24 protein-coding genes and 4 pseudogenes are annotated in these 25,795 nt (G+C 63.1%); 18 read left to right on the forward strand and 10 right to left on the reverse strand.

The genetic code is table 11. The annotated features are described in order from the left end of the window. Nucleotides 1–42 precede the first annotated feature (42 nt). Nucleotides 43–276 carry a PAS domain-containing protein gene (locus AC3ANW_RS23710; RefSeq protein WP_488345728.1) on the reverse strand — a complete coding sequence of 78 codons (234 nt, stop codon included), beginning with the start codon at nucleotides 274–276 and terminating at the stop codon, nucleotides 43–45. A 63-nt stretch (nucleotides 277–339) separates the two neighbouring features. Beyond that, the gene (locus tag AC3ANW_RS23715; protein ID WP_488345729.1) at nucleotides 340–726 is read right to left on the reverse strand and encodes a PAS domain-containing protein; all 387 of its coding nucleotides are present in this window, start codon (nucleotides 724–726) and stop codon (nucleotides 340–342) included. A gap of 1,044 nt (nucleotides 727–1,770) precedes the next feature. On the opposite strand from AC3ANW_RS23715, the gene AC3ANW_RS23720 reads away from it, so the two are divergent. From AC3ANW_RS23720 to AC3ANW_RS23740, 5 genes are read left to right on the forward strand one after another with little or no spacing between them, the layout of a single operon-like run. After that, on the forward strand, nucleotides 1,771–2,988 hold the full coding sequence (locus AC3ANW_RS23720) for a CaiB/BaiF CoA transferase family protein (RefSeq protein WP_488345730.1): 1,218 nt from the start codon (nucleotides 1,771–1,773) through the stop codon (nucleotides 2,986–2,988). A 37-nt stretch (nucleotides 2,989–3,025) separates the two neighbouring features. Then, nucleotides 3,026–4,009, forward strand: coding sequence for a Bug family tripartite tricarboxylate transporter substrate binding protein (locus AC3ANW_RS23725; protein ID WP_488345731.1), 984 nt, complete (start codon nucleotides 3,026–3,028; stop codon nucleotides 4,007–4,009). A 20-nt stretch (nucleotides 4,010–4,029) separates the two neighbouring features. After that, entirely contained in the window at nucleotides 4,030–4,464 is a 435-nt protein-coding gene (locus tag AC3ANW_RS23730) for a Zn-ribbon domain-containing OB-fold protein (protein WP_488345732.1), read from the forward strand. Beyond that, nucleotides 4,461–5,603 carry a thiolase family protein gene (locus tag AC3ANW_RS23735; protein ID WP_488345733.1) on the forward strand — a complete coding sequence of 381 codons (1,143 nt, stop codon included), beginning with the start codon at nucleotides 4,461–4,463 and terminating at the stop codon, nucleotides 5,601–5,603. Before AC3ANW_RS23730 ends, AC3ANW_RS23735 begins: the two co-directional genes overlap by 4 nt. Then, a complete protein-coding gene (locus tag AC3ANW_RS23740; RefSeq protein ID WP_488345734.1) occupies nucleotides 5,600–6,406 on the forward strand; it encodes an IclR family transcriptional regulator in 807 nt (268 codons plus the stop codon). The genes AC3ANW_RS23735 and AC3ANW_RS23740 overlap by 4 nt, the downstream gene beginning before the upstream one ends. A gap of 1,179 nt (nucleotides 6,407–7,585) precedes the next feature. Here AC3ANW_RS23740 and AC3ANW_RS23745 read toward each other — a convergent pair. Together AC3ANW_RS23745 and AC3ANW_RS23750 are read right to left on the reverse strand one after the other, a co-directional pair. Beyond that, the gene (locus AC3ANW_RS23745; RefSeq protein WP_488345735.1) at nucleotides 7,586–8,572 is read right to left on the reverse strand and encodes a Bug family tripartite tricarboxylate transporter substrate binding protein; all 987 of its coding nucleotides are present in this window, start codon (nucleotides 8,570–8,572) and stop codon (nucleotides 7,586–7,588) included. Nucleotides 8,573–8,654: 82 nt separating this feature from the next. Further along, entirely contained in the window at nucleotides 8,655–9,617 is a 963-nt protein-coding gene (locus AC3ANW_RS23750; RefSeq protein WP_488345740.1) for an amidohydrolase family protein, read from the reverse strand. Between AC3ANW_RS23750 and AC3ANW_RS23755 the strand changes: the two genes are divergently transcribed. Further along, complete coding sequence (locus AC3ANW_RS23755) at nucleotides 9,596–10,162, forward strand: FMN-dependent NADH-azoreductase (protein WP_488345741.1); 567 nt, start codon at nucleotides 9,596–9,598, stop codon at nucleotides 10,160–10,162. The two genes, AC3ANW_RS23750 and AC3ANW_RS23755, sit on opposite strands and share 22 nt — an antisense overlap. Here the strand turns inward: AC3ANW_RS23755 and AC3ANW_RS23760 are convergent. The 3 genes and pseudogenes from AC3ANW_RS23760 to AC3ANW_RS23770 all read right to left on the reverse strand — a co-directional run. Next, nucleotides 10,155–10,604, reverse strand: a pseudogene (locus AC3ANW_RS23760) (integrase core domain-containing protein); the annotation flags it as partial. The gene AC3ANW_RS23755 and the pseudogene AC3ANW_RS23760 overlap by 8 nt on opposite strands. Nucleotides 10,605–10,701: 97 nt before the next feature. Next, nucleotides 10,702–11,108 (reverse strand): annotated as a pseudogene (locus AC3ANW_RS23765) (transposase); the annotation flags it as partial. A gap of 93 nt (nucleotides 11,109–11,201) precedes the next feature. After that, on the reverse strand, nucleotides 11,202–12,143 hold the full coding sequence (locus AC3ANW_RS23770; RefSeq protein ID WP_488345736.1) for a LysR family transcriptional regulator: 942 nt from the start codon (nucleotides 12,141–12,143) through the stop codon (nucleotides 11,202–11,204). 175 nt (nucleotides 12,144–12,318) lie between these two features. Here AC3ANW_RS23770 and AC3ANW_RS23775 point away from each other — a divergent pair, with 175 nt between their 5' ends. From AC3ANW_RS23775 to AC3ANW_RS23795, 5 genes and pseudogenes are all read left to right on the forward strand, one after another. Then, a complete protein-coding gene (locus AC3ANW_RS23775; protein ID WP_488345498.1) occupies nucleotides 12,319–13,332 on the forward strand; it encodes a zinc-binding alcohol dehydrogenase family protein in 1,014 nt (337 codons plus the stop codon). A gap of 15 nt (nucleotides 13,333–13,347) precedes the next feature. Beyond that, nucleotides 13,348–13,839, forward strand: coding sequence for a GlcG/HbpS family heme-binding protein (locus tag AC3ANW_RS23780; protein WP_488345499.1), 492 nt, complete (start codon nucleotides 13,348–13,350; stop codon nucleotides 13,837–13,839). Nucleotides 13,840–13,966: 127 nt separating this feature from the next. Further along, on the forward strand, nucleotides 13,967–14,275 hold the full coding sequence (locus AC3ANW_RS23785) for a hypothetical protein (protein ID WP_488345500.1): 309 nt from the start codon (nucleotides 13,967–13,969) through the stop codon (nucleotides 14,273–14,275). A gap of 537 nt (nucleotides 14,276–14,812) precedes the next feature. Continuing rightward, nucleotides 14,813–15,001 carry an IS66 family insertion sequence element accessory protein TnpB gene (gene tnpB / locus AC3ANW_RS23790; protein WP_488345501.1) on the forward strand — a complete coding sequence of 63 codons (189 nt, stop codon included), beginning with the start codon at nucleotides 14,813–14,815 and terminating at the stop codon, nucleotides 14,999–15,001. Between the two features lie 227 nt (nucleotides 15,002–15,228). Then, nucleotides 15,229–15,576, forward strand: a pseudogene (locus tag AC3ANW_RS23795) (transposase domain-containing protein); the annotation flags it as partial. A 387-nt stretch (nucleotides 15,577–15,963) separates the two neighbouring features. Here the strand turns inward: AC3ANW_RS23795 and AC3ANW_RS23800 are convergent. Together AC3ANW_RS23800 and AC3ANW_RS23805 are read right to left on the reverse strand one after the other, a co-directional pair. Then, nucleotides 15,964–16,209 (reverse strand): annotated as a pseudogene (locus tag AC3ANW_RS23800) (EamA family transporter); the annotation flags it as partial. Between the two features lie 139 nt (nucleotides 16,210–16,348). Then, nucleotides 16,349–18,283: a site-specific integrase gene (locus AC3ANW_RS23805; RefSeq protein ID WP_488345502.1), complete on the reverse strand. Its 1,935-nt coding sequence runs from the start codon at nucleotides 18,281–18,283 to the stop codon at nucleotides 16,349–16,351. A gap of 743 nt (nucleotides 18,284–19,026) precedes the next feature. On the opposite strand from AC3ANW_RS23805, the gene AC3ANW_RS23810 reads away from it, so the two are divergent. From AC3ANW_RS23810 to AC3ANW_RS23820, 3 genes are all read left to right on the forward strand, one after another. Then, nucleotides 19,027–19,413: a hypothetical protein gene (locus tag AC3ANW_RS23810; protein ID WP_488345503.1), complete on the forward strand. Its 387-nt coding sequence runs from the start codon at nucleotides 19,027–19,029 to the stop codon at nucleotides 19,411–19,413. 549 nt (nucleotides 19,414–19,962) lie between these two features. Then, a complete protein-coding gene (locus AC3ANW_RS23815; RefSeq protein ID WP_488345504.1) occupies nucleotides 19,963–20,475 on the forward strand; it encodes a hypothetical protein in 513 nt (170 codons plus the stop codon). Nucleotides 20,476–20,523: 48 nt separating this feature from the next. After that, the gene (locus AC3ANW_RS23820; protein ID WP_488345505.1) at nucleotides 20,524–20,805 is read left to right on the forward strand and encodes a hypothetical protein; all 282 of its coding nucleotides are present in this window, start codon (nucleotides 20,524–20,526) and stop codon (nucleotides 20,803–20,805) included. Nucleotides 20,806–20,879: 74 nt separating this feature from the next. Here AC3ANW_RS23820 and AC3ANW_RS23825 read toward each other — a convergent pair whose 3' ends face one another. Then, entirely contained in the window at nucleotides 20,880–21,305 is a 426-nt protein-coding gene (locus tag AC3ANW_RS23825; RefSeq protein WP_488345506.1) for a hypothetical protein, read from the reverse strand. 225 nt (nucleotides 21,306–21,530) lie between these two features. On the opposite strand from AC3ANW_RS23825, the gene AC3ANW_RS23830 reads away from it, so the two are divergent. The 4 genes from AC3ANW_RS23830 to AC3ANW_RS23845 all read left to right on the forward strand — a co-directional run bounded on the left by AC3ANW_RS23830 (nucleotide 21,531) and on the right by AC3ANW_RS23845 (nucleotide 25,793). Then, entirely contained in the window at nucleotides 21,531–22,316 is a 786-nt protein-coding gene (locus tag AC3ANW_RS23830; protein WP_488345742.1) for a transporter substrate-binding domain-containing protein, read from the forward strand. Between the two features lie 114 nt (nucleotides 22,317–22,430). Further along, entirely contained in the window at nucleotides 22,431–23,999 is a 1,569-nt protein-coding gene (locus AC3ANW_RS23835; RefSeq protein ID WP_488345507.1) for an ABC transporter substrate-binding protein, read from the forward strand. Nucleotides 24,000–24,003: 4 nt separating this feature from the next. Continuing rightward, the gene (locus tag AC3ANW_RS23840) at nucleotides 24,004–24,921 is read left to right on the forward strand and encodes an ABC transporter permease (protein WP_488345508.1); all 918 of its coding nucleotides are present in this window, start codon (nucleotides 24,004–24,006) and stop codon (nucleotides 24,919–24,921) included. Next, nucleotides 24,918–25,793 carry an ABC transporter permease gene (locus tag AC3ANW_RS23845; protein ID WP_488345509.1) on the forward strand — a complete coding sequence of 292 codons (876 nt, stop codon included), beginning with the start codon at nucleotides 24,918–24,920 and terminating at the stop codon, nucleotides 25,791–25,793. The genes AC3ANW_RS23840 and AC3ANW_RS23845 overlap by 4 nt, the downstream gene beginning before the upstream one ends. The last annotated feature ends 2 nt before the right edge of the window (nucleotides 25,794–25,795 follow it).

Below are 25,795 nucleotides of genomic sequence, written 5' to 3' on the forward strand. Positions count from 1 at the left end.
GAGTAATCGGCTGTCGTCGTCACGTGCCAAGATCGACGCGGCCTAAGGCTCCAGCTCGTCACGTGTGCGTCCGACCATCTGAGCATGGCTGCGACCTCCGAATCGCATTCGTGCGGCGCGGTTGGTGACGACGTACCTTCCGTCCATGTCCGTGGTGTAGATCAGGTCGGGCAAGGCATCGATCAATGTACGTAGAGCGCGGCGCTCTTCGTCGCGCGCTACCTCCGCGGCCTTGCGAATGCTGATGTCATGGCAGACGGCGATGACGCCGACCACAGCGCCACCGGCACCGAGGTTCGGCGCGGTGGTAGTGAGAAAGGTGCGTACACCAGCCTCGGTCTACACCGCCGCCTCGCTGGTAACTACCGTGCGGGTGGCGACGGCATCCTGCTCCATTCGCTTGAAGGTCGGCGAGTCAATGCTGCCGAACAGGCCGGTGTGGTCTGAGCCGATCACCTGCTGCGGAGTACTTTTGGCGTAATCGGCCAGGGCGCGGTTGCACAACACGTAACGACTGTCGAGGTCCATGACATAGATGGCGTCGGGTATTCCGTCAATGACCGACTGGAGGAGCGCGGCGCTTTGACGCAGGCTCAGTTCTGCAGTCAGGCTCTCGGTGATGTCGACATGCATGATCATTATACCTGTCGACGCGCCGTCATCCATTGAGGTGGCTGACACGCAGAGCGTGCGCGGCCCTCCGAGCAATGCACTGACGTATTCCATCCGAAGTCCTGGAGTTCTCCCGACAGAGCAGCCCTTAAAGAAACCGCGATGCCATTACCTTCGAAGAAAGGGGCCTCGCCCGATTCACAGCTTGCAGACGCGTAAAGCTCGATGTAATTAGCTCCTGGAACGAAATCGCCGCGCTGCAGTAGATGCACCGCCCTAGCGTTCCGCCAAGCAGCATAGACCGATGTGATCACGCCATTGCGGTCCAGCATTGCTACTGCGTTTGGGAAGGTGGTATCCGTCGGCGTCGTCTGAATGGGCGTTTATCGGGAAGGGGGCGTTTATGGCGGTCGAAGAATCGGTATGCCATAAAGCAACCCAAGTCTTTTGCTTGCTCGAACCATCAATAACTTCAGTACGCCCGCGCGACGCTCCAGGCCGCCGGCCGAGGGGCGCACCACTATTGCGCCAATTAAGGTACTGAAGGCTTGGTCGCTCAAGGGCGACACATAGGCGACAGCAGTCTCCGCTGCGTCCCGTGCGTGTGCGGTGAAGGGGTACAGGGGGCTGAACCGCGAGATGGCGGTCTCGTGAGCGCCCGCGACCTATCCGACGCTGGGCATCAACTTGGCGAACTCATCTCAGGCTGCCGGGCGGCCATTTGAGACGGTGATTCCTGCCTCGCTCAGAACATACAAAAGTGGAGACTTGGCCGTGCGTAACCCACGTGGGCCATGGCGCCTTATGCGTAGGCGAGAAGGTCGTCATGTCAACGCCAAGGAACCGTTGCACGGCTAGCCGGTTGGCTTCGAGGTTGGCTCGCATTTCGTCCTCGCTGATGCGCACATCAGGCGGTTTTAGGGACAAAAGCTTTGCCGCCCGCATGCCAACTTTTTAACGACCGGCGCTTTGCAGCTTCGAGCCTTTCGAAACCACCTTTGGTTCGCAAACGACTTAAGCCGCTCGCGCGAATCGGTCTTTTAAGCGGGATCCAAACTAGGGCAAACACCAATACGTTAAATGCGCTGAACAGCACTACGATGCAGCAACTTCCTTTGAGTGGAATCAAATTCCGTTAATCGGAATAAAAAGGCCAACATGTCAGATTCGTTGCCGCTATCTTTGCCATCCGCACCGCTTCACGGTTACCGGGTTCTTGACCTAACGACCTTCCTGTCGGGGCCTTTTTGCACTCAAATCCTGGCAGATTTAGGTGCCGAAGTCGTCAAGGTCGAGCCACTAACCGGTGATTCCAGCCGCGCCATCCCGCCGCATTTCGTGCGTGGCGAAAGCGCCTATTTCCTCGGCATCAACCGCAGCAAGCGCAGCGTCGCGGTGGACATGAAGCAGCCCGACGGCCTGGCGCTGGTGCGCTCGCTGGTCGCGGCGGCGGACGTGGTGGTCGAGAACTACCGACCGGGTGTCGCCGCCCGCATCGGACTGGACCCGGAACAGCTGCGCGCATGTCATCCCGGGCTGGTCTGGGCGTCCATCAGCGGCTTCGGGCAGACCGGGCCGTGGCGCGACCAGCCGGCCTACGACATGATCGTGCAGGCCCTGTCCGGCGTGATGAGCCTGACGGGCGAGGCCGGCCGTCCGGCGGTGCGGCTGGGCATTCCGGCCGGCGACATGGTGGCCGGCATGTACGCGGCCATCGCCGTCAACGCCGCGCTGGCCGACCGCGAACGCACGGGCACCGGCCGGCACATCGACATCTCCATGCTCGACTGCCAGCTGGCCATGCTGTCCTACCAGAGCACCTATGCGCTGTTGGCCGGCACCGTGCCGCAGCCACAGGGCGCCCGGCACGATTCGATCCCGACCTATCGCTCGTTCCAGGGCGGCGACGGACGCGAACTGGTGGTCACCGCCAACACCGAACGCATGTGGCAGGGGCTGTGCCGCGCCCTGGACCGCCCCGGCTTGCCGCAGGACAGGCGCTTCGCCACCGCGGGCGACCGGCTGGCCCACCGCGAGGCGCTGTGGCCGCTGCTCGAAGCCGCGTTCCTGGCGCGGCCGGCGGCCGACTGGATCGCGCCGCTGCAGGCCGAAGGCGTGCCGGTGGCATTGATCAAGACCGTGCCCGAAGCCTTGGCCGACGCTCGCGAATCGGGCCGCGAGATGGTGCTCGCGCTGGAAGACGCAGCCGACGGCACCCGCATCGAGGTGGTGGGCAACCCGATCAAGTTCAGCGGCGAGGCGGCGCATCCGGCGCAGTACCCGCCGCGCCTGGGCGCCGACGCCGCCGCCGTGCTGGACGAATGGCTGGGCATGGGCCGGGTCGAGGCACGGCCGGCGAGCGCCGTGGCGTCCTGATCGCACTGTCCGGATTTCATAAAAAAGGAGACCTTCCATGACTTTTTCCGTATCCCGCCTCGGCCGTCGTGCCGCCGCGCTCCTCGCCGCCACGGCGCTGGCTTCGGCCTGGCCGGCCATGGCCGACACCTGGCCGGACCGGCCGGTCACGCTGATCGCACCTTTCGCACCCGGCGGATCGACCGACATGCTGGCACGGGTGGTAGCGCAAGGGCTTTCGAAGGAACTGGGACAACCGGTGGTGGTCGACAACCGGGGCGGTGCCGGCGGCACGCTCGGCGCGGCGGTGGCTGCGAAGGCGCGGCCCGACGGCTATACCGTGCTGCTGTCCAACGTCACCCTGGGATCCGCCGACGCCATCTACCGCAGCCTGCCGTACGACTTCGTGAACGACTTCAACCACGTGGCCTACCTGGGTTCCATCCCCTGCGTCCTGGTGGCCAGCAAGACGCTGCCGGCGACCGACGCCCGGGAGTTCATCGCCTATCTGCGCGACAACCCCGGCAAGCTGGACTACGGCTCCTCCGGCGTTGGCGCGGCGTCGCACCTTTGCACCCAGTCCTTCCTGACCACCGGCGGCTTCAAGGCTACGCATGTGCCTTACAAGGGCGCCGGTCCGATGATGGTGGACGTGATGAGCGGCACCATCGCTTTTGCCGTCGATACCGCAGGTTCCGCGGCCGCGCAGATCAAGGGCGGCAAGGTGCGCGGCCTGGCCGTCACCTCCGACCGGCGCATTCCGCTGCTGCCCGACCTGCCGACGCTGCGCGAATCCGGCGTGCCGTTCGAGATGTCGATCTGGTACGGCCTGGTGACCCCGCGCGGCACGCCCGCCGCCGTCAATGCCCGCCTGTACGAGGCCACCAACAAGGCGCTGGCGCATCCTGAGGTGGTCGAGGCCTACAGGAACCTCGGCGCCTCGGCTGAACGCAAGACGCCGGCGGCCTTCGTCGAACTGGTGAAGTCCGACAGGAAGCGCTGGACCGATATCGTCAAGGCGGCCGGCATCGAACCCAACTGAAGCTCGCAGGACCCCACTCTATGACCCAAGACAAGTCCCTCCACGGCGGCGGTGCCGGCCCCGGCGCCCACATGCAGCCCCTGTCCGACCTGGCGCCGGCCCGGGCGCAGTTCGAAGTGCGCAACGGCCAAGTGCTGCTGCGCGGCAGCGCCAGTCCGTCGGGCGCGGTGTTCTTTCCGGAACGCACGCTGTCGCTGGAAGGCGGCGCACGCGACCTGCAAGCCTGCAGCTTCGGCCCGCTCGGCCGGCTGTATTCATTCTCGACGGTGCATGTGTCGTCCACCCGGCCCACGCCCTACACCATCGGATATGTCGATTTCGACAACGGCGCCCGAGTGCTGGCTGAGATTCGCGGCGATGCCGGCGCGCTGGCCTGCGACATGGCGGTGGAACTGCGCGCGGACGAGAGCGCCTGGTTCGCCGCGCCGGTTGCCGAACAGGGAGCCACGGCATGAGCGCCCATATCGTCGGGGCCGCGATGATCCCCATGGGCAAGCACCGCGAATCGACCTACGCCGGCCTGGCGTTGCCCGCCGTGGTCGGTGCGCTGGCGGACGCAGGCGTCGCCGCCGCTGAACTGGATGCGGTGGTCTGCGGCCATGCCTTCGGCGGCATGCTCACCGGCCAGCGCATCGTCAAGGAAATCGGCATCGGTTCGATCCCGGTCACCAACGTCGACAACGCCTGCTCCGGCGGCGCCAGCGCGCTGCACCTGGCATGGAAGGACATCGAGGCCGGCCGCCACGACGTCGTGCTGGTCATCGGCGTGGACAAGCTCACCCAGTTCGGCGGCGGCACCCTGCCGCTGGTGACCGAAGACCCCGAGGTGCAGCGCGGCATGGTGATGCCCGCCCTGTACGCCATGCGGGCGCGGCGCTACCTGCATGAACGCGACGCCGGCCCGGCGGACCTGGCGGCGGTCAGCGTGAAGGCGCGGCGGCATGGCGCACGCAACCCCTATGCCCAGTTCCGCAAGGAAACCACGGTCGAGGAAGTGCTGCAGTCGCGGCCCATCTGCGACCCGCTGACGCTGCTGCAGTGCTGCCCGACCGGCGACGGCGCGGCGGCGCTGGTCGTGGTTTCCGACAGGGTGCGGCGCAGGCTCGGCCGGCCGGCCACGCGCATCGCCGCGTCGGTGTTGCATTCCGGGCAGGTGACGGCGGGTTTCCGCGACATGCTGCGGCCCGAGATCACCTACGATTCGGCCCGCGATGCATACGAAGCCGCGGGTTTCGGCCCCGGTGACCTGGACGTGATCGAGTTGCACGACGCTTTCTCCATCGCCGAGCTGGTGTATTACGAGGCCCTGGGCCTGTGCCGGCCGGGCGAGTCGGCCGACTTCCTGCGGCGCGGCCGCAGCACTTATGGCGGCGACGTGGTGGTCAATCCCAGCGGCGGGCTTCTGTCGAAGGGGCATCCGGTGGGCGCCAGCGGCGTGGCCCAGGCGGTCGAAATGCACTGGCAGCTCACCGGGCAGGCCGGCGAGCGCCAGGTGCCGGACGCCCGCAGGGGCCTCACCCACGTCACCGGCGGCGGCATCGCGGGGCTCGACCACGGGGCCTGCACCGTCCATTTGTACGAGGGAGTTCCATGAGCGCAGACACCGACCTTTCCACCGCTTCGGCATCCGTCGAAACCACCTCCGGCACCGTCGGGCGCGCACTGCAACTGCTCGGCGTGCTGGCCGACGCCAGCGGCAGCGTCACCGTCAAGCATGTGTCCGAGGCCATGGGCCTGGCGCCCTCGACCGCGCACCGGCTGCTGAACCTGCTGAAGAAGGAAGGCTTCGTCGAAAGTTCGGCCGAGAGCCGGCAATACGCCATCGGCCCGGCTTTCTACCGGGTGTCGGCGCGGGTGATGGGCTCGGTATCCAAGGCCGCCATCGCCCAGCCGCTGATCGAGGCCATCGCCGAGGAGTTCGACGAGACGGTGCTGTTCGGCGTCTACCTGCCGGCCGAGCAGGCGCTCAGCTTCGCCGGCAGGGCCGACGGCCGGCAGCGGCTGACCTACCGCATCGACATGCACCGGCCGCTCTCGCTGGTGTGGGGCGCGTCGGGGCGGGCGGTGCTGGCCTTCCTGCCGGATGAAGTCGCCCGCTCGGTCATCGCCGCCGAGGGCCGGTCGCCGGCCACCGGTGCGCCGCCTATGGCCGAGGCGGTGGTGTGGGCCGATATCCAGCGGATTCGCCAGCGCGGCTGGGCCGTCACCGAGAACGAGAAGCTGCCAGACGCGCGCGGCATCGCGGCGCCGGTGTTCGGCCCGGCCGGCGTGGTCGGCTCCCTGTGCCTGACCTCGCCCATCGTGCGTCCGGCGGTAGCCACCGTCGAACACATCGGCCAGAGCATGGTCAGCAACGCGCGGCTGCTGTCGCGTTACTTCGGCGCTCCACGGGCCTAAAGGGTACATGCAGCTACTGGCCCAAATCAATTGATTCAACCTCCTACGATCAGGATCCGCAGCTCATTCTCGCACTCAAGCTGATCTTTCCATTTTCTCAACGATCCCTTCCGGGGGGTGTTTGAACAGCACTGCTTTTAGGATTTACCAAGTTCACTCGGACCTATTGTTGAACCTGCAGAGGGCGACATTACACTTCGTTCGCCATCCTGCGTTAGGGTTTCGATGATTTTGGCTTAGTATGGAAGATGGAAATTTCGGGCATTTCGCTAGTAAAGACCGGCCAGCTCCATTGCACATTGGATGCGATTCATCGGATAGTGAATGTCAATATTAATTTCATAAGCACAGCTATTGATGCTATTACGTCGGCCTAACAACAAGGTCGGATCCTCACAAGTTGGACACCTACATTTTCCCGCCGACGTACTGTGCTGCACACCTGTGCATCCATGTCCTAAATCACCAACTACTCGGATCCAGGTCATCCCTTGGCTGCTGACGTTTGATGGAACAATAGAATTCCTTCTCCGGTTTGCAGAAATGTGGCTGCGCGCAAGGCCGACGAATATATTAACCATAAAGGTGACTTGCAGTGGCCTGCTGCCGCTCCCAATCCCGCATTTGGCGCTAACCGATGAGTCGATAAGCCCGACTAGTGCCGCCTCTCGTCGTCGTGCATGGTCCCACTGCGCATCGGTTGAATTAGCGATCGCTGCAGCGTATTGCTCCGAGGAACAGATTCGGTCTTCGGCGCACTGAGCTCTGATGCCGAAGTCGCGCTCAACGTTCCGTTTGCAAGATCTCTGACAACGACGCTTCTGTCAGGATCGACACGAACGATCGCAACGACTCGATCGGCTGCGACCGCAACAACGTCAGGAAGCGCCTGGAAGTGACCCATCTCCACCCACTCGCAGTTGAGTGCGCGCATGGTGACAGATTGAAGTGGTCAAACGCAAGGCTGTGCCAATTGAAAGGCGCGGAATGCCGGTGCTCCTCACTTGGGTGAAATCGGCTAGGAGAGTGCCCGCTATCACGTAGTCCTATGCCAACCACCCACTGCAAGGCGTGCGCGCTGACAACATGAAAGATCAAAAGTGACGGATTGAAGGGAAACGGACACTAGCCTGTTCATGCCACTCTAATTGGATCCAGCGTTGGGAGGTCGAGCGACCATCATTCGGTCGGCACGTAGTTGATCAATTTGATATTCGCTTTCCAACGTGCGATTTCACTGGTAATGAAGTTCGTCGTGTCGGTAGGCGAAGTGACAGTTGCGACATCGAATCCCTGGTTCTTCAGAGTGGTCTGTACAACCGGATCTTTGAGCGCCACAACAAGCGCGTGATTCAACCGTGCGACGACCGGTTGCGGCACTCCTTTAGGGCCCATCAATCCGAACCAGGACGCACTTTGCAGTTTCGGGAAACCCAATTCCGCCGTAGTCGGAGTGTCCGGATAGGCGGACCACCGTCGCGCGCCGGTTGTCGCAATTACGCGTACCTTGCCGTCCGCTACAAACGGGCGGACCGCAGCGCCTTCAAAAAGAATGTCAACCACGCCCGCTGCCAGATCGTTTACGCCTTGCGCAGTGCCTTTGTAGGGAACGTGCTCGATGTTAATGTTGGCCATGGCCTTGAGCATTTCACCCATGAGATGAGATCCGCTGCCGGTACCTGCGCTCGCGAAGTTGAGTTTGCCGGGGTTACGTTTGGCGTAGTCGATTAACTCTGGCTGTGTCTTGATGGGAAGCGAACCATTAACAGCCAAGGCCAACGGTCCAATCGAGGCGAGTCCGATGGCGGTAAAGTCGTGGATGGGGTCGTAGGGAAGATTTTTGTAAAGGGCCGGCGCAACACCGTGGGTGTTGGAAATCGCCAGTACCAGCGTGTATCCATCGGCAGGCGCCGAACGAGCCGCGTCGATGCCGATCCGGCCGGTGGCGCCGGGCTTGTTGTCAATGATGATGGGTTGGCCCAGGTCTTTGCGCATGCCCTCGATGACAGCGCGTGCAACGTAGTCTGCGCCCCCTCCGGCGGGCCAAGGCACGATCAGCTTGATCGCCCTATTCGGATAGGCCTGGGCGACCGCGACCCCGGGAACCAGGGCGATGAAAGCTAGAGCGGCTGCTGCGCCGGCCAAAAGTTTGTTTATTTTCTTCATGATGTCTCCAATAAAGTGCAATGGATTGGCGTCTCCCAACCCTGCTAAACGTCGGCGAGTCCGCGGATCGGTATGCGATGGGCTATCGTCCCTGCGCCAGCAAGCGCATATCTAGACGCGGATACACACGACGCACGTTGCCCTCGAAAATTTGATAACGATCGTTGATCGACAGATCAGTACATTCGTCTACGTAGCGCTTGGTGTCGTCGAAATACTGGCCGGTTGCCGGGTCCCTTCCGCGTACCGCACCGATCATTTCGGAGCCGAATAGGACGTTATTGGTGGGAACGACACGGGTAAGCAGGTCTACGCCGGGGTGGTGATAGACGCAGGTATCAAAAAACACGTTGTCCAACAGCCCCTCCAAGGGGCGACCGGCTATTTCTAAGGACATGCCGCGGTAGCGTCCCCAGTGGTAGGGGACGGCGCCACCGCCGTGCGGAATCACCATGCGAAGCGTCGGAAAGTCCTGGAACAGCCGGCCTTCGAGCAATTGCATGAAGACAGTGGTGTCCGCATTCAGGTAGTGCGCTCCTGTGCCGTGAAAACAGACATTGCACGAAGATGCGACGTGAATCATTGCGGGGACGTCGAGCTCGACCAACGCCTCGTAGAGCGGATACCACTCACGATCTGTCATCGGCTTACCCGTCCAGAAACCGCCGGAGGGGTCGGGGTTGAGGTTGCATCTGACGAAGCCCAGTTCCTCCACGCAACGACGCAATTCGGCCACGCTGTTGGCAGGCGCCACGCCGGGGGACTGGGGCAGTAGGCACACCGGGGCGAAGTTTTCGGGATACAACTCGCTGACCCGATGCACCAGATCGTTGGATACTTCTGCCCACTCCAGGCTCGTCCGTTCATTGCCGAGGTGGTGGCTCATCAGACCAGCGATCGGGGAGAACAGGGTCAGATCACAGCCTCGCTCGCGTTGAAGGCGCAACTGGCCGTTTTCGATTCCTTCTCGCAATTGATCGTCGCTTACGCGGGCCTCGGCTCGTGTTGGTCCGTTAGAAGGCCATTTCCCGTAGTCTTGCAAAATCGTTTGTCGAGAAATGGAAAGCAGCACATCCGGAAGGCGATGTCGTCGAGCGCGATCTCGCAACGATGGACTTGCCCTATGTGAGCCTGCCATGGCTGGGTGCCAGCCTGACGCCGTTGGAAAAACACACGGACGCAATGCGCCAGGCGCTTCGCCTGTCCGACGAACTCGTCGCCGAGTTGCTGGCCGCCGATCACGTGGCAATTAGCACGCCCGTGTACAACTACAACATTCCCGCCAACCTTAAGTCCTATGTCGACCACATCGTGCGCAAGGGACGAACGCTCGGCATGACGGGTGAAGGTCTGGTACGGGGCAAGAAATGCACAGTGCTAATGGCGTCGGGGGGTGTCTACACCGAAGGCTCGCCGATTCGGGATCGCGACATCGCAACTGCCTACGTGAGGTTAATTCTCAGGGCCATCGGCATCGAAGACGTCACAGTGATCGCTGCGGGCGGCTCGAAAGTAGTGGACATGCGCGAGCGTTTGAGAGCCGACTTTTTGTCCGAATTCGACGCGGCAGTTTTCTCTGCTGCTACGTGAGGTGAGTGACGGCTAAGGGCCGAGGCTGTGTGGAAACGCACTTGGGCCAGTGAATCGCGCCGGGATTCGCGGAGGCTGTTTGGTTTAAGTCGGCCACCACCGCTGTGGCTTGACTGGCGAGTTGCCGGTAGTAGTTTGCCTCAGCCTCTGCAGGCGGGATGTACCCGATGGGTTCGAGCAGACGGTGGTGGTTAAACCAGGACACCCATTCGAGCGTTGCGAACTCCACCGATTCCTTTGTCTTCCAGGGCGCTCGGCGATGGATTAGCTCGGCCTTGTAAAGCCCATTGATGGTCTCGGCCAAGGCGTTGTCGTAACTGTCGCCCTTGCTGCCCACAGACGGCTCGATGCCGGCTTCAGCCAGCCTTTCCGAGTACCGGATGCTGACGTATTGAGAGCCCCTGTCGCTGTGGCATATCAGGCTTCCATTGCGTTCGGGTTCAGTTCTGAACGCGCTCCGTGATGCAGACAAGGTAAACCTGGTCACCTGCCGGCACGAAGGGTCGGCAGGTTTGGCAGCTGTAGCTGATGCCAAGCTCACTGACAGCCCTGCCGAACCATTCATAGAACCCGCTGGCCGAGACATTCATCGCACGGCACATCGCACGTGTGGTCCACACATCCCGATGGCGAACGATAAAGGCGTACTTCACTGCGGGTCCCTTGCAAAGGAGCCGAGCGCTTTTTTTAGGATGTCGCGCTCCGTGGTGACCCGGCGTAGTTCTCGTTGAAGGCGCTCGACCTCAGAGGTCGACTCGCTGCGCAGCGGTTTGTTGGCCCGCATATCCATGACACCGCCGTGCTCCTGGCTGACCCAGCGTCGCAGCACGCTCTGCTCGATGCCGAGGTCCCTCGCGATGTGCGTGACCATCGCACTAGGTTGCTTGACCAGCTTCACTGCTTCCCGCTTGAACTCGTCCGTAAACGTTCTTCTCGTCCTTGGCATGTCTGCCTCCTAAAAACATCATGTCATTCGATGTTTCCGGGAAACTGGGGGAAGCCCACTTGCCGCCCTCAATGACTGCCAAGGTCGGGGTGGTCAACCGTGCGAATTGCTCGCCAGCGACGACAAGCCCTCTAACTTTTTCGCCAATCGTTTACAGCATGCACGCAAGAAATCTCGCAGTTGAATGATTGCGGGAGTTAATCTTTCGCGATCCGTACAAATTAGATGGAGCGGCGCTGCGTCGCAATGAGCGCTAGGAAACACTTCGAGCAGTCGTCCAGAGATTAGGTCTTCCGTGAGATCTAACCGAGACTTGTAGACAAGTCCTTCTCCGGCGACAGCCCAGCGTCGCACGATGTCGGCGTCGTCGCTAATACGGTCGCCAGTCACAGCCACTACGCGATCACCTTCCGGCAGTGTGAAGCGCCATCGTTCATGAACTTGTTCGCTCCAGACGTAGCGCAGGCAGTTGTGCTTCTTGAGATCATCAACGGAGCCCGGACGTCCATGAAGCGCAAGATAGGAGGGAGCTGCGCAAAGCGCGCGACGATTGCCTTCGATCAAGGGCAAGGCGATAAGAGAGGAGTCCGCCAATGCCCCATACCGAATGGCCGCGTCCAATGGCTGGCGCAGCAGATCGGCGGCTCGGTCGCTAATTCGCAGGTGCAGCGACAGGGCAGGATGCTGGTGCTGGAACTCGTCGAGCCAGGGCGAAAGTAGGTTGCGCCCGAAATCGGATGGTGCAGAAAGCTTCAATGGCCCAGACAACGTCAAGCGGTCATCGGCCAGCACCTGCTCGCCCCGTATCAGCGCGCCAAGTATCGCTCGTGCGTGGGGTAGATAGCGTTCGCCCTCATCTGACAGCTGCATGCTGCGCGTGGTACGCACGAAAAGCCGGACCCCCAGTTCCTTCTCAAGCCGTTTGATGGCGCTGCTTGCAAGCTTGGGCGCTGCATTGAGTCGTCGAGCAGCCTCCGAGAAGCTGCCAGCATCGACCGTCTGCACGAATATTTGGAGGTCGTCGAGTCGGATCATTTTCCTAAAAAAGCGGAAAGTGTTTTCTTGAGGTGGGCATTTTTCCTCGATTTCAAGAAACTCACAATTGGCTTATCGGGGCAAAAGTCAAATTCCTGTCTGCGTGAACACCCGGAACAGGCCCTCGTCCAAAACCGCGTACCGGCCCCATTCACAACCAGTTGAATACACACTCATGAAAGCCGTTGGCCTTTACCAGAACCATCCGATTGACCATGTCGACTCCCTGCGGGACGTTGAGTTGGCGCTACCTGAATTACGCGATCACGACCTTCTCGTCGAGGTGAAAGCCGTCTCCGTCAACCCGGTGGACACCAAGATCCGTCGCAGTGGCGATGTGCCCAAGGATGCGCCGCGCATTCTGGGTTGGGATGCCGCTGGCATCGTTCGATTGGTCGGCCCCGCCGTGACCCGCTTCAAACCGGGAGACCGCGTCTGGTATGCCGGCGACATCACCCGTCCCGGCAGCAACAGTGAACTGCAAGCCGTTGACGAACGCATCGTCGGACCGATGCCTGCGTCGCTGGATTTTGCCGAGGCAGCATCGCTGCCGTTAACAGCGCTGACTGCGTGGGAGCTGCTATTCGACCGCCTACGTGTGCACGCCGACGACCCGGCCGATGATGGTGTCCTGCTTGTCACCGGGGCCGCCGGGGGCGTCGGCTCTGTCCTGACGCAGCTCGCACGCCGGCTGACCGGCCTGACGGTCATCGGCACCGCCTCCCGGACCGAGACGCGTACATGGGTGCTGGCGCACGGTGCCCATGACGTGATTGATCACAGCCGCCCGTGGTTGCCCCAACTGAACGATATCGGCATCGAGAGCGTCAGCCACGTGGCCGGCCTCAATCAAAGTGCGGTCTATGTTCCGCAGATCGCCAAGGTGCTGCGGCCCGAAGGCAAGTTCGCGCTGATCGACGATCCCGACAACCTGAACATCGGCCCGTTTAAGGGCAAGTCCATCTCCATCCACTGGGAGCTGATGTTCACGCGTTCTATGTTCGGATCCTCCACGCTGGCTCGTCAGCATGCCGTGCTACGTCGTGTTGCCGACTTGGTCGATCGCGGAGACATCAAGCCAACGCTCGGATTGCGGATTGATGGCCTCGACGCCGCGGCCCTCAAGCGAGCCCACGCCCTTGTGGAGGCCGGCGACATGATCGGTAAGGTCGTATTGGCTCGACGTTGATCAACATCCCGCAACTTGTCTCTCTCCACCTCGTCGCTTTGCGCGACGTACTCCAATGTCCCGAAGGTCAACATGACAACTGCTGAATCATTCGTCCACTCACCCACCATTACAAGTGCCGCCACGGCCGCACTGATCAACGCGGCGCGTACTGCAGCCCAGGAAATCGGTTTCGAACCGGCCATCGCCGTCACCGACCCGGCTGGCAGCCTGCGGGCATTTGAGCGCACTGAACGCAGCTCGTTTCTCGCCGGCGACATCGCAATCGACAAGGCCTGGACGTCCGTCACGTTCGGCATCGACACCTACACCTGGGCGAAAGTGCTGGAAGACCCAGGAGTGGGGCACCTGCGTCATCGCCCGCGACTCACCCCTGTGGGCGGCGGCGCTCCCATCCGCGTCAGCGGAACGGTCATTGGCGGGCTGGGAATTTCCGGCGGTAGTCATGCTCAGGATCACGAAGCCTGCCTAGCCGCGCTGAAGTCTCTCGGCTACGACGTATCTTAAGTATTGCCGGTTGCACCTTGGACATTCCCTTGTGAGTAGCGCTATTAAATTAAAGGCCCTCAGCGGGATTTTAATCGCCTTGACCCCATTCGTAGTTCGCGCTGGTGCAACTGCATCCGACGATGTAATGAAAAGCGTCGTTGGACTTTGTCAGAAAATGGATGCGCATGACCTCGCCGGAGCGCTTCGCTACATTCCCGCGGACGGATTCACCGAGATTTCTGCAACCTTTCCTGAGCCGACCCATGTGTCGACAGGCGATATGACCACGATAATCAAGTCCGACGTCCAAATCGACCTTACCGTTAATCAATTGAAAGCGAGCGTTTCGGGCGATGTAGCGGTAGTTGCAGGAGTTCGATATGGAGGCATTGACCGCTCAGTTCAGTCTCAGATGAGCGCGCTTTTCAATTCACCATGGTCTGGAAGAAGGTAGAAGATCGCTGGCTGCCGTTCTACCTTCATCTAGCGCCGCGGAATTGATGCGTTGCTGCGTCTATTCATGCTTCGTCCGTCGTCCGGCGATCGACTAGGCGACCATGTGGTAGCTTAGACTACTCCTTACGGTTAACATCCAATCCGATTCGAGGTGCACTAATTGATAATCCGACGCAGGCAATTCAGCTCAGCTTCTAGTTCGTCCACCTGATGCACCGAAAATTGCACTTTCTGAATCCTCCCGCAATACCCGCATAGTCAGCAGCCACCCTGGCGCCAAGCGCCAACTGCGATACTTTTGAGGATGTTGAACTCGTTGCTAAACTAGATCCTTCAAGCTGCGGTCAATGACACCAACGCGTGGCTGGCCGGCTTCCACGCGTTTGCCCCACTCGTGCAGCGTCTGCGGCAAAGAACCAATCTTGGGTGCGATGGACTCGATGGCCGGCCACAGCGACGGGTACTCCCCACGGTGCTCCTGCACCCATCCAAGCCTCACCATGCCTACCTTTTCGCAAACCGACGTGCCACCCAAATGAAGGTTCTGGTGCACGACGGCATCGGCGTCTGGCTGTGTGCCCGCCGTCTGCATCAAGGTCGTTTTAACTGGATGACGAACGCCCTCGGAATACAGGTCGGACTCACCTGCGAGCAGCTCGATGCTCTGGTACTCGGCCTGCCCTGGCAGCGTCCGGGCGAACATGGCTGCATCAGCCTTGCCTGAGCCGGTACGACCCGGCCCGCCTGTTCAATTGGGCGTGCGCCAGTAGTCGCCTGGACCGGTGATGGGCACACTCGTTGCCCAGGCTCAGCAGCGACCAACGCCAGCAACTCGGTGAGGCCGAACTGTGGGTGTTGGCCCATGAGTTGATGGCCCGGCTGTCGTACTCCGACAGTGAGCTCCAGACCAAGGAGCGCAAGCTGCTCTGGAGCACGACCCGTATCGAATAGCTGACCCACGAGATTGCCAATCTCAAGCGTTGGAAGTTCAGTGACCGCAGTGAACAACTCGACGCCGAGCAGAAGAGCCTGCTCGATGAAGAGGTCGACGCCGACATCGCAGCCGTCGAGCTCGAACTGGAGTCGCTGCGGTTCACACCTCGACCTGCTGAACGCCAGCAGCCACGTCGTGCGCCGCTGCCGCCACACCTACCCTACCTCATACCTGCTGAACCACGAGCCCGAGAGCACTGTCTGCTCTTGTGGCTGTGCGCTCAAGCGCTTCGGCGAGGACAGCGAGAAGCTCGACTACACCCGGGCGTGTTCACCGTCGAGCGCCACATCCGTGGCAAGTGGTCCTGAACCAAGTGCAAGAGCCTGGTGCACCAGCATCCACAGCCCGCCGACCAGCGCGGTGGCCAAGGCGTAGTAGAAGACCACCCGGGTTTCCGGCTTACCGACACGGGTCAGCGCCACCACCTGCAGATAGGCAAAAGCTGCCAACAACCCCGACAGCACGCCGGACATCGTGGCGGCGATGGCTTTGGGATCGGCGCCTGGCTTGAGGATCATCACCACGCCAGCGAAACCTGCCACCACGGTCGCAAGGAGGGCCAGCTGGCCCAGCAGCATGCGGTTCTCGCCCTCCTTGGTGTTGCCTGTCACATAGGCCGTGAACCCCGCCCCCACCTGGAACAACGCCACCCAGACACTGCTGAGGTAATTGAGTGTCATGGCTCCGCCCAGCGGCAGGTACGCGAGTGCATAGAACCAGGCGGACATCGAAAAGCTTCCTACCAGGCTGCGCGATGCATGCAGCTTGGCGTGTCTGGTGCGCAGGCTGATGCCCTGCGACCAGGCCAGTACGGCGATCACCACAGCGCTGATGACTCCTCGCCAAAAAACCAGTTCAGCGCTGGTGAAGAAGGTCGCGCCTTTCTTGACACACACGCCCATCACGGCAAAAAGAAGCGACGCGACGATCATCCACATAGAGCAGCTTTCAGGAAAACGAGGCCTGGGAGGGCCCCGATTGTCGGCGCTCAGTTAAGGTCACTCCGGCTGCTGTCGAGGCCACCAATGAACGCCAGCCAGGTCGATAGGGGGCTTCGCAGTTGCCCGGACGCTTTATCTAGCGCTTCGCGCTTCCACCGGCATCGCCCCAGAACCCTTCCATCGCCTGCACCCGCTGATCCCGCTCGGTGCTCATATACCCCGACGTCGTCGAGATTGACGCATGCCCCAGGTTGTTGCGCACGATCTGCACACCCACTGCTTCCCGCCCCGGCCGCCCGTTGACTGCGTGTGATCCATGCGAATGCCGCAACCAGTGCACGCTGGCGCGCCGCAGCGCCTGGGCATCTCTCGGCTCGAGCCCTGCCGCGCAGCTGGTCATGAATCGTTTGATGGCCTGGTACATCCCCGAGGTGGACCAGGACGTGCGATCCGAGGTCTCCTCATCGAACACCGCCAGGACGTGGGTCTGCCGGTTGCGCTCGTCCAGCGCATTCACAGGCTGCAGACGCCTCCCGAGTTCGACCGACAGCTCAGCCACCAGATAACCCGGCACCGGCACCTGCCGAACCCGTCCGCCTTTGCCACGCACGCTCAGCAGCCAGCCGGGAGTCAAACGTCCGTCAGGCCGCCGCACATCCACCTGTTCCAGGTCCCCGCAGACGGCAGCCGTCATCTCGGCCCGGCGCAGGCCGGTCGCATACAGCCAGGCAATGGCCCGTGCGCAGCGGCGCACTGCGGCGGATTCGGACACCAGGTCCAGCCGTACCCGGTGTTCGATCAGGTCCCACTGCGCAAAACTCAGCGTCCGCCCCGAGCCCAGCACCCTGCCCTCTTCCCTCGGCCGGGCCAGCGCCGCGAACGGATTGCCCACCAGGTAGTTCTGTCCGGTAAGGAAGACATAGAGCCCCTGCAGGATCGTGATCGACTGGCGCAAAGCGGCCGCCGAGAGCGGTCCTCCGAGCGGCCGCCACATGGCCGACCACCATTGGCGGTGCCGCGGCCCGCACCAGTGCGCGGGCGGGGATTTCAGGAATGCGACGAAGGCCTGCACGTCCTCGACATTCAGGGAAGACAGGGCCTTGCCCCGCTCCAGCACCGCCCACAGCAACAGCCGTTCTGCCTCCTTGCGGTAGGCCCGCTGCGTCGAGGACAAGGTTTCGCCGTCGTGGCTGGCGCCGGCCTTGCTCGACAACCAGGCGCCGATGGCCGCATGGTCGTTGTCGGCGGCCAGCAGGCACAGATCCCGGGCCGCGCGGAAGCGGCCCCTGCTGCCGTTGATTTCCGTGGGCACTAGGAATTTTTCATACGGCACGACGGCAGTCGCCGCCGGCACCACGAATGCCAGCGCCTGGGGCGTCAGCTCGCTGCGTCGGCGCGCCACATGCTCGCCGACCCGCAGGCCCAACGAGGCCTCGTTCTCCCGCATCCATTCCAGGATGCGCTCTCCCTTGCTCTGGCCGATCCCGGGGATGTTCAGCCACCAGCGCGCACCGATGCCGTTGATGCGTTCGGCCAGCGCGAAAAGGTTCGGTACCCCCGCGCGCTCCAGCCGGGCGGCCAGCGCCGGGTGCAGCCAGGCGGCCACACCGTCGGCCGGCTGGGGGGCCTGGGCGACGAGGTGCTCCAGCCAGCGCAGCGCTCTGAGTTGCCGGTCGATCAGCCGGGCACGCCGCGCCGCCCTCCCCCCGCCGCCCGCCTCTGCCGGATAAGCCGCGGCATAGGCCTCGGGCTGATCGGCTTCTGAGAATTCCTCCATGCCTTCGGCTTCCGCGAATTCATCGAGCGTCGGCAACGCTGCCGCCGTGCCGATCTGCCGGGCGTCGATCCGGACCAGCCGGGCGGTACCCGGCCGCTGCTCGCGCTGGGCAGCGGCTGCGAACAGGTCGCGGATCCAGGTGATGGTGCGACGCACGGTGCGCACGTCGGTGTGTTCACCCTCCAGCCGCAGGTAGCGGTCCCAGCTGTCGCGCTCGTCCAGGCCCTGGGCCAGGCAGCGCATGAAGGCGAAGTGCGCTCGGGAGAGTTTTCGGATCTGGGGCTGCGCAGCCATCGGGGGCCCTGTCTGTGACAAGAGAAGGAGGGACACTACGAGGAGCTCGAATGCATGCCATGCAAAGATATCTCACTGCAAGCCCGACGTGCGGTTCCTTGCCAAGCCCAGGGAGATCGTAGTCGAGCATGCGACATCACGGTCTCGAATGTGAAGTCCTGGCCAATATCCAGCAACTCCTGGCGCAGGAAGTCGCGTGGCGGCCAGGTACGGATCTATGCGAACTCCTGAGACTTGAATCGTGCTTTCCTGCCATGTCGCCTGCTCAACAGGTTTGCACCTGCAGCGGATCGATGCGCCCAGACTGAGGTCGAGATTCGACCACCTGCGCGGTGCGGTGCCATCCTGCTGAAGCCGATGGGCACCAGGTCTAAATAGCCCATGGTCTCGCAGTCGACGCTCAAGGTCGCCCGCATTGGCATACATGCGGATCTACGCCCGCGCCAGCGCGTCGACCATGGTGATTCAGTCGCGGCACGGAAGCTGAACATCAAGGCGGCGGGTCGGACATGATCGACGCCTGTCCAGGATCAGGCCGGCTCGGACCTGCTTGCCACCTCAGGCTCGATGCACGGCACGACAGCCCGGCCGACTGTGTCGGCGACGCCCGGCCACTGCCGCGGCCACCGCCCCTCTACCTCCCGACCTTCCTCCATCTGCCAGCGATCCGTGCCGCCCCCCAACTGCGCCGTCGTCCCGGCCTGGGAACGCCGCCCCGTAGGTCGCATCGGTAGACTGCAGCCGTGTCCACCTTGCCGCCCGTGTCAGCACCCCATCCGACCACGCCCGACGGCCGCTACTTCGTGGTGCAGGGCCGGCTCTGGCGCTGCAGCAACCCGCATTTGAGCGAAGAGGACCGCGCGTTCTGGGTGGCCCAGCTGATGGCCGCCCGCCGGCAGGTGGCCACATCCCGCAAGGCCGACGACCCGATGGCCGAGAAGACAGCACGGGCTGCCGTGGATGCGGCCAAACGTGCACTGGGCGAACGCGGCCCCGTCTGGTGGACCGACGGCGCGCCGGACCTCAACCGGCGCCTGGTCGGCAACACCCCCTACAAGGCCTGGTATGCCGGCCTGACGCGAGAAGCCGGCCAGCGCCCGACACCTCGCCCAGTTCCCCGAGTTCCCTGACCGCCACGAGAGCCACGAGAGCCACGAGAGCCACGGGAGCCAGAAGCACCGGGCCCATCACGAAAGGACCCATGACCAGAACCCGGACCCTGCAAGGTCAATCGAGGGGCAAGGCGGCGATTCCGCAACTTTTAGGCTGGCCAGGAGGTGAGGCAGGGCAGTGCCCACAAAAGGGGCTCCAGGGCTGCGCCTCCTGGCCACTCCGAGGGGGCTCGGTAGCGCATGGAGCCTGGAGCAGAGAACGGGTTTGCAGGAGGTTGGAGGCTGTGCCAGGGGGAGGGCAGGGCTGCGAATTGCGGGTTCTGCCAAATAAGGACAAAATGTTGGTATGGCAACGAAAACCGCCCCCCGCAACCCCCGTCGCTCCGCTGCTGAGCTGAAGGGTGGGCAGAGCCGTACCTCCGTCTCAGTGGGCCCCCGTCCCCAGGTCCCCAAGGAAACCGCAGACCGGGTTGCGCTCCGTCGCGTTCTCGCCAGCGATGTCTGGGCTGTCGATGACTTCGACGCGTACGCAGCAGAGCTGGAAGCCGACTTCGAGCTGACCCACTCTTGAGCTCCGCTGCCGAAGGAGCGCAGGCTCTCCTGCGGGTGCACCTCGCCCCTCAGGTCGTGACCAGGTTCAAGCAGGAGGCCGGGGCCGACTGGGAACGAACCTCAGCCTTGTTCGCGGACGACATCCGGGCCTGGAAGGTGGTCGGACCCGACGGGATCGTCTTCACGCAGACCAGCCTCATATTCGGCCGAGATCGCTCCAACAACTGGGAGGCGCCGGCACACGCATGGCATGCCCACATGGAGCCCACAGACGCACGCGAACGGCTCAGTTGGGCCACCCGGGTCAATGAACCCTCCTTTTCTCGGGTAAGCGACCTCGTCATGGTGTACTCCCTGGCCCCTGACACTCCGCAGTACGGGTGCCTGGTCCTGGGGATCTTCGGTGAGCAGCCGCGAGGCCACCGGATCTGGGACGACGCTTTCAGCCGCATCCGAAACGGCTGGGAAGGCGCCGCGATGAAGCACCAGGACACCGGCTGGCTCCCCGCGAACACGGTGACCCTCTGACCCGACCAGGGTCCCGTCGAGAGAACCCGTTTTACACAGGGCCGAGCGGTGCAGTACCTCCTGATCGTCCTCGTCGGCGGTGTGATGCTCTACAACTCTGCGCCATGGGCCGTGTGGGGCTTCGGGGCCATTGCCGCGGCCGGACTCTTGGTGGCATTCGTTACGGCCATTGGCAAGGCGTTTTGGCCCGGTCAGTGCGCCGTCTGCAATGCGAAGCAAGGCAAGCGCTGGCGCTACGAGCGGATCAATGGCGGGCCCGACCGGCGGTACCACAACAACGTCCTCGTGTGCCGCGCCTGCTCGGCGAAATGGACTCCGAAAGCTAGGTGATACAATAAAGATTATGTATAGTAAATAGTATCAAAAGTATTTGTAAAGCAAGCCTCGAATTGACCACAGTTAACTTATTTTACATCGGCTATCAAAGCGTGCTGCCCGGCACTGGCACCTTTGATTAAGGAGTCATACATGGTTAATCTACCCTCAAACGGATCTTCGGACCTCGCAGAGGCTGCGGCAGCCGCCGAGGCCGTACTGGTTAGCCGGGTCGAGGAAGAAACGATATCGAGCTTGCCAACGCGAACCGTCGCGTTGGGAAAGACGATGCCGCCCTTGGCGTCGACCAAGCCACCGCTGTGGTCGGGGTTGATGTCGGTTAGCAGCACTTCGTCGATCTGCTCTGAGCGCACGTCCGCAGCATGCAGGCTGTCGACCAGTTTGCCGCCGGCACCAGGGCCAACGAAAGCGCCTGCGCTGGTGTCGATCAGGATGAGGTGGCCTCCCATCTCGATGAGGTGGGCGTTGATGGAAGCCTCGACCGGATTGGCCATGAAGGCGTGGCTAGCAAGGGGGCGATCTTGGCCGTGGGTGCGCCCTTCAGCACACGTGCAGATGTTCGGCACGGTTCCCTCAGACAGTGCGGTATCGGTTGGCGCTGGTCCAGCGAATAATGGTAGAGGGTTTTTACTTGCATAAGCTCTCAAGCAATATACACTGGTCAGACCAGTATGACCAATAACGTCATTGATGCACCGCTGCCCACCCGGACCAACGCCATGAATTTCTTCAAGACCCTCGCTGTCGTCGCCACGACGCTGACCGCCCTGCACGCACTGAATGCACAGGCCGACACTCTGGACGACGTGCGTTCCAAGGGCATGTTGCGGGTCGCGGTGCCGCAGGATTCGCCGCCCTTCGGCTCCGTGGGCACCAACATGCAGCTGCAGGGTTACGACGTCGACCTGGCCAACCTGCTGGCCAAGGACCTGGGCGTGTCGCTGCAACTGGTGCCGGTGTCGTCCGCCAACCGGATCCCCTACCTGCAGACCGGCAAGGTGGACGTGATCATCTCCAGCCTGGGCAAGAGCCCGGATCGCGAAAAGACCATCGACTTCTCGATGCCCTACGCCATCGTGTTCTCGGGCGTGTTCGGTCCCGCATCGGTGCCGGTCAGCAAACCCGAGGACCTGGCCGGCCGCATGGTCGGCGCATCGCGCGGCTCGCTGGAAGACCTGGAGATCACCAGGCTGGCGCCCACCGCCAACATCCGCCGTTTCGAAGACGCCGCCACCACCATGCAGGCGCTGCTGTCGGGCCAGATCGAACTGACGGCATCGACCAACACGGTGATCGCCGCCACCGTCAAGCGCAATCCGCCGGTGCCGCCGGTGCTGAAGTTCCGCATGAAGGTTTCACCGAGTTATGTCGGCGTGCTGAAGAACGAACCCCGCCTGCTCGAGCGTATCAACCAGTTGATCGCCGCCAAGAAGCAGAACGGCGAGCTGAACGGCATGTACCAGAAATGGTTCGGCCAGGCGCTGCCGGAAATGCCCTTGCAGTAGGCCGGGCGCCAAGCGGCAACCGCTTTGGAATTCATCCATCGGCGGTTTTTTTTGACAGTATTGGTCAGACCAGTCAGTCCAATCAACCAACGTCACAAGATTGCAGGAACCCCCATGCATCTCGCACCTCTCTCGCGCCGCAATGCCGTCATGGCAGCCCTGGCCACCGCTGCCGGCCTGGCCTTGCCTCTGGCTGCACTGGCAGCCAGGCCCGCCGACGGCACGCTGGTCGCGGCCTTTTCACGGGAACTGCTGACGCTGGACAACTTCGACTCGACCTCGCGCGACAACGAGATCGTCAGCCTGCTGATCGACGATGCGCTGTTCTACATCGACCCCGCCACCCGCCAGCCCGTGCCGCTGATAGCAGCGGATTCGAAGTGGGTCGACGGCAGGACGCTGGAGGTGACCGTGCGCGGCGACGTGACCTTCCATGACGGCTCGGCGCTGTCCGCAGACGACGTGGCCTACACCTTCAGGGTGCTGCTCAACCCGAAGAACACCACCACCAAGGCCAACGGTTTCCAGACCTGGCTCGATGCGGTGGACAAGGTGGCAGCCGACAAGGTGCGCTTTCGCCTGAAGGGACCCAACCCTCTTGCACTGCAGCTGCTGGCCACCGGCGGGCGCATCGTCAAGCGCGGCAGCTACGACGACGCGGCGTCGCCGGGCGGCATCAACGTGGCGGCGCAGGGCGCGCGAATGGTCGGCGCCGGCCCGTACAAGGTGGTGTCTTTCGCGCAGGGGCGCGAGCTGCTGGTGGAGCGTCACGCGGGTTACCGCAAGACGTCGCCCAAGGGCACGCCGAGCATTCCGCGCATGCGGTTCCGGGTGATCCCCGACTACGCCACGCAGGCCGCCGAGGTGATGTCGGGCGGCGTGCACTGGGCCTACAACCTGCCGACCGACCTGGCCGAGGAAATCGCCAGTACCCGGCAGGCCGTGTTCCTGTCGTCGCCGTCGATGCGCATCGGCTACCTGATCCTGGATGCCGCCGGCCGCTCGGGCAAGACCCAGCCGATGACCAACGTCAAGGTGCGGCAGGCGCTGAGCCTGGCCATCGACCGCGAGGCCATCGCCAGAAAGCTGGTACGGGGCCGTGCCGCGCCGGCCTACACACCCTGCCTGCCGGTGCAGTTCGGCTGTGACCAGGACATCCCGGTCAACCGCTACGACGCCGAACGCGCGAAGAAAATGCTGAAGGAAGCCGGCTTCGAGAAAGGTCTGAAATTCGAGCTGTGGGCCTCGCGTGAAAAGGACGTGCTGGAAGCCGTGGTCGAGATGTGGCGGCAGGTTGGCGTGGAGGCCACCTTGCGGGTGGTCAAGTCGCCGGCCATGGCCAAGGCGCGTACCGAGAACAGCATCAGCATCTACTTCGAGAACAACGGCTCGGTCGGCATCGCCGACGTCGGGGCACTGCTGCCCAACCAGTTCAGCGAAGGCTCGCCGAGCGACTGGCACCACGACCCAAAGCTCTACAAGCTGGTCGACAGCCTGCTGACCACCAGCGAGCCGGCCGAGCGCAGGAAGATCGCCCGCCAGGCGACCACCCTCATCAACGAGCAGGTCTACTGGATCCCGCTGTACGAGTTCACGCAGAACTTCCTGCTGTCGCCCGAGCTGGACTACCCGCAGGCCGACGACGGCATGCAGCGCCTGTTCCTGGCCAGGTGGAAACGCTGAAACCATGCTCCGCTTCATTCTGCAACGCGGCCTGCTGGCGCTGAGCGTGGCCTTCGCGGCCTCGCTCATCACCTTCGCACTGCTCAACTTCGCGGTCGACCCGGCCGCCGCCCTGGCCGGCGAAACCGACGATCCGCGGGTCGTCGAACAGGTGCGCCGGCAACTGGGGCTGGACCGGCCCGCGCCGCAGCGTTATGCCGAATGGCTGGGAGGCCTGTCGGTCGGCAGGTTGGGCACCAGCTACACCACCCGCCAGCCGGTGCTCGAGCTGATCGCAGAACACGCGCCGGTCACGCTCAAGCTCGCGGGGTTCTCGATGCTGGTCACTCTCGTCATCGCGCTGCCGCTGGGCGTCGGCGCGGCGCTGCGGCCGGGCAGCCAGGTCGACCGGCTGGCGCAGGCCACGGCCGCAGCATTGCAGGCATCGCCAGGTTTCTGGATCGGCCTGCTGCTGATCCTCGTGTTCGCGGTGCAGCTGGGCTGGCTGCCGGTTTCGGGTGACGCGGGCTGGTCGTCCTTCGTGCTGCCCTCGCTGGTGCTGGGCAAGGGATCGGTGCCCAACGTGATGCGGCTGACCCGTTCCGGAATGATGGAAGTGCTGGGCTCGGATTACATCCGCACCGCCCGCGCCAAGGGTTTCGGGGGCTGGGCCCTGATGCGCCGCCATGCGCTGCGCAACGCGCTGCTGCCGGTGGTGAGCGTGCTGATGATCGAGCTGGGCAACAAGCTCGGCGGGTCGGTGGTGACCGAGGTGGTTTTCGCCATGAACGGCATCGGCCGGCTGGCGCTCAATTCGGTGCTGTCGGGCGACATCCCGACCTTGCAGATGATCGTGCTGCTGATGGCGCTGGTGTTCGTCTTCATGACGCTGCTGGCCGACCTGGTCAACGCCTGGCTCGACCCGAGGATCCGCCTGTCATGAGCACCTCGTCCCATCTCGCAGGCAGCAGCGGTTTCTGGCGTCGCGCGCGGCGCAGCCGGTCGGTGCAGATCGGCGCAGCGCTGCTGGGTTTCTGGCTGCTGTGCGCGTTGGCAGGGCCGTGGCTGTGGCCGGTCGATCCGTTCAGCCAGAGCCTGTCGCAGCGCCTGCTGCCGCCCGCCTGGGTGCCGCGCGGCCTGCTGGCGCATCCGCTGGGCACCGACCACCTGGGTCGCGACGTGCTGGCCCGGTTGCTGCACGGCAGCCGCATCTCGCTGTCGATCGGCTTCGGCTCGGCAAGCCTGGGCGCGGTCATCGGCGTGACGCTGGGCGTTTGCGCGGGTTACCTGGGCGGCTGGACCGACCGGGTGGTGATGTTTCTGCTGACCTGCAAGCTGGCGCTGCCCAGCCTGCTGCTGTCCATGACGCTGATCTATTTTTTGAAGCCTTCGGTGACGACGGTCATCGCGGTGATCGGGGTGATGCACTGGTCGCTGTACCTGGTGGTGACACGGACTTCAACCCAGCGCATCCGAGAGCTGGACTTCGTGCGGGCGGCCCGCGTGGCCGGTGCATCGGCCGGCCAGATCATGCGCTGGGACGTGCTGCCCAATCTGCTCGGCGCCATCCTGGTGGTGTTCACCTTCGAGGTGGCGGTGAGCATATTGGCCGAGGCCTCGCTGTCTTTCCTGGGGGTGGGCGTGCCGTCGCCGACGCCTTCGTGGGGGCTGATGATCGCCGAGGGCAAGGCCAGCATGTTCATCAGGCCCTGGCTGGTGGCGTTGCCCGGTGCCGCGCTGTTCATGCTGGTGGTGGGGGTCAACATGCTGGGCGACGGCCTGCGCGACGCGGCCCAGCCGCAGACGAGGAACTGAGG

Source organism: Xylophilus sp. PBN-3R, assembly GCF_057747805.1.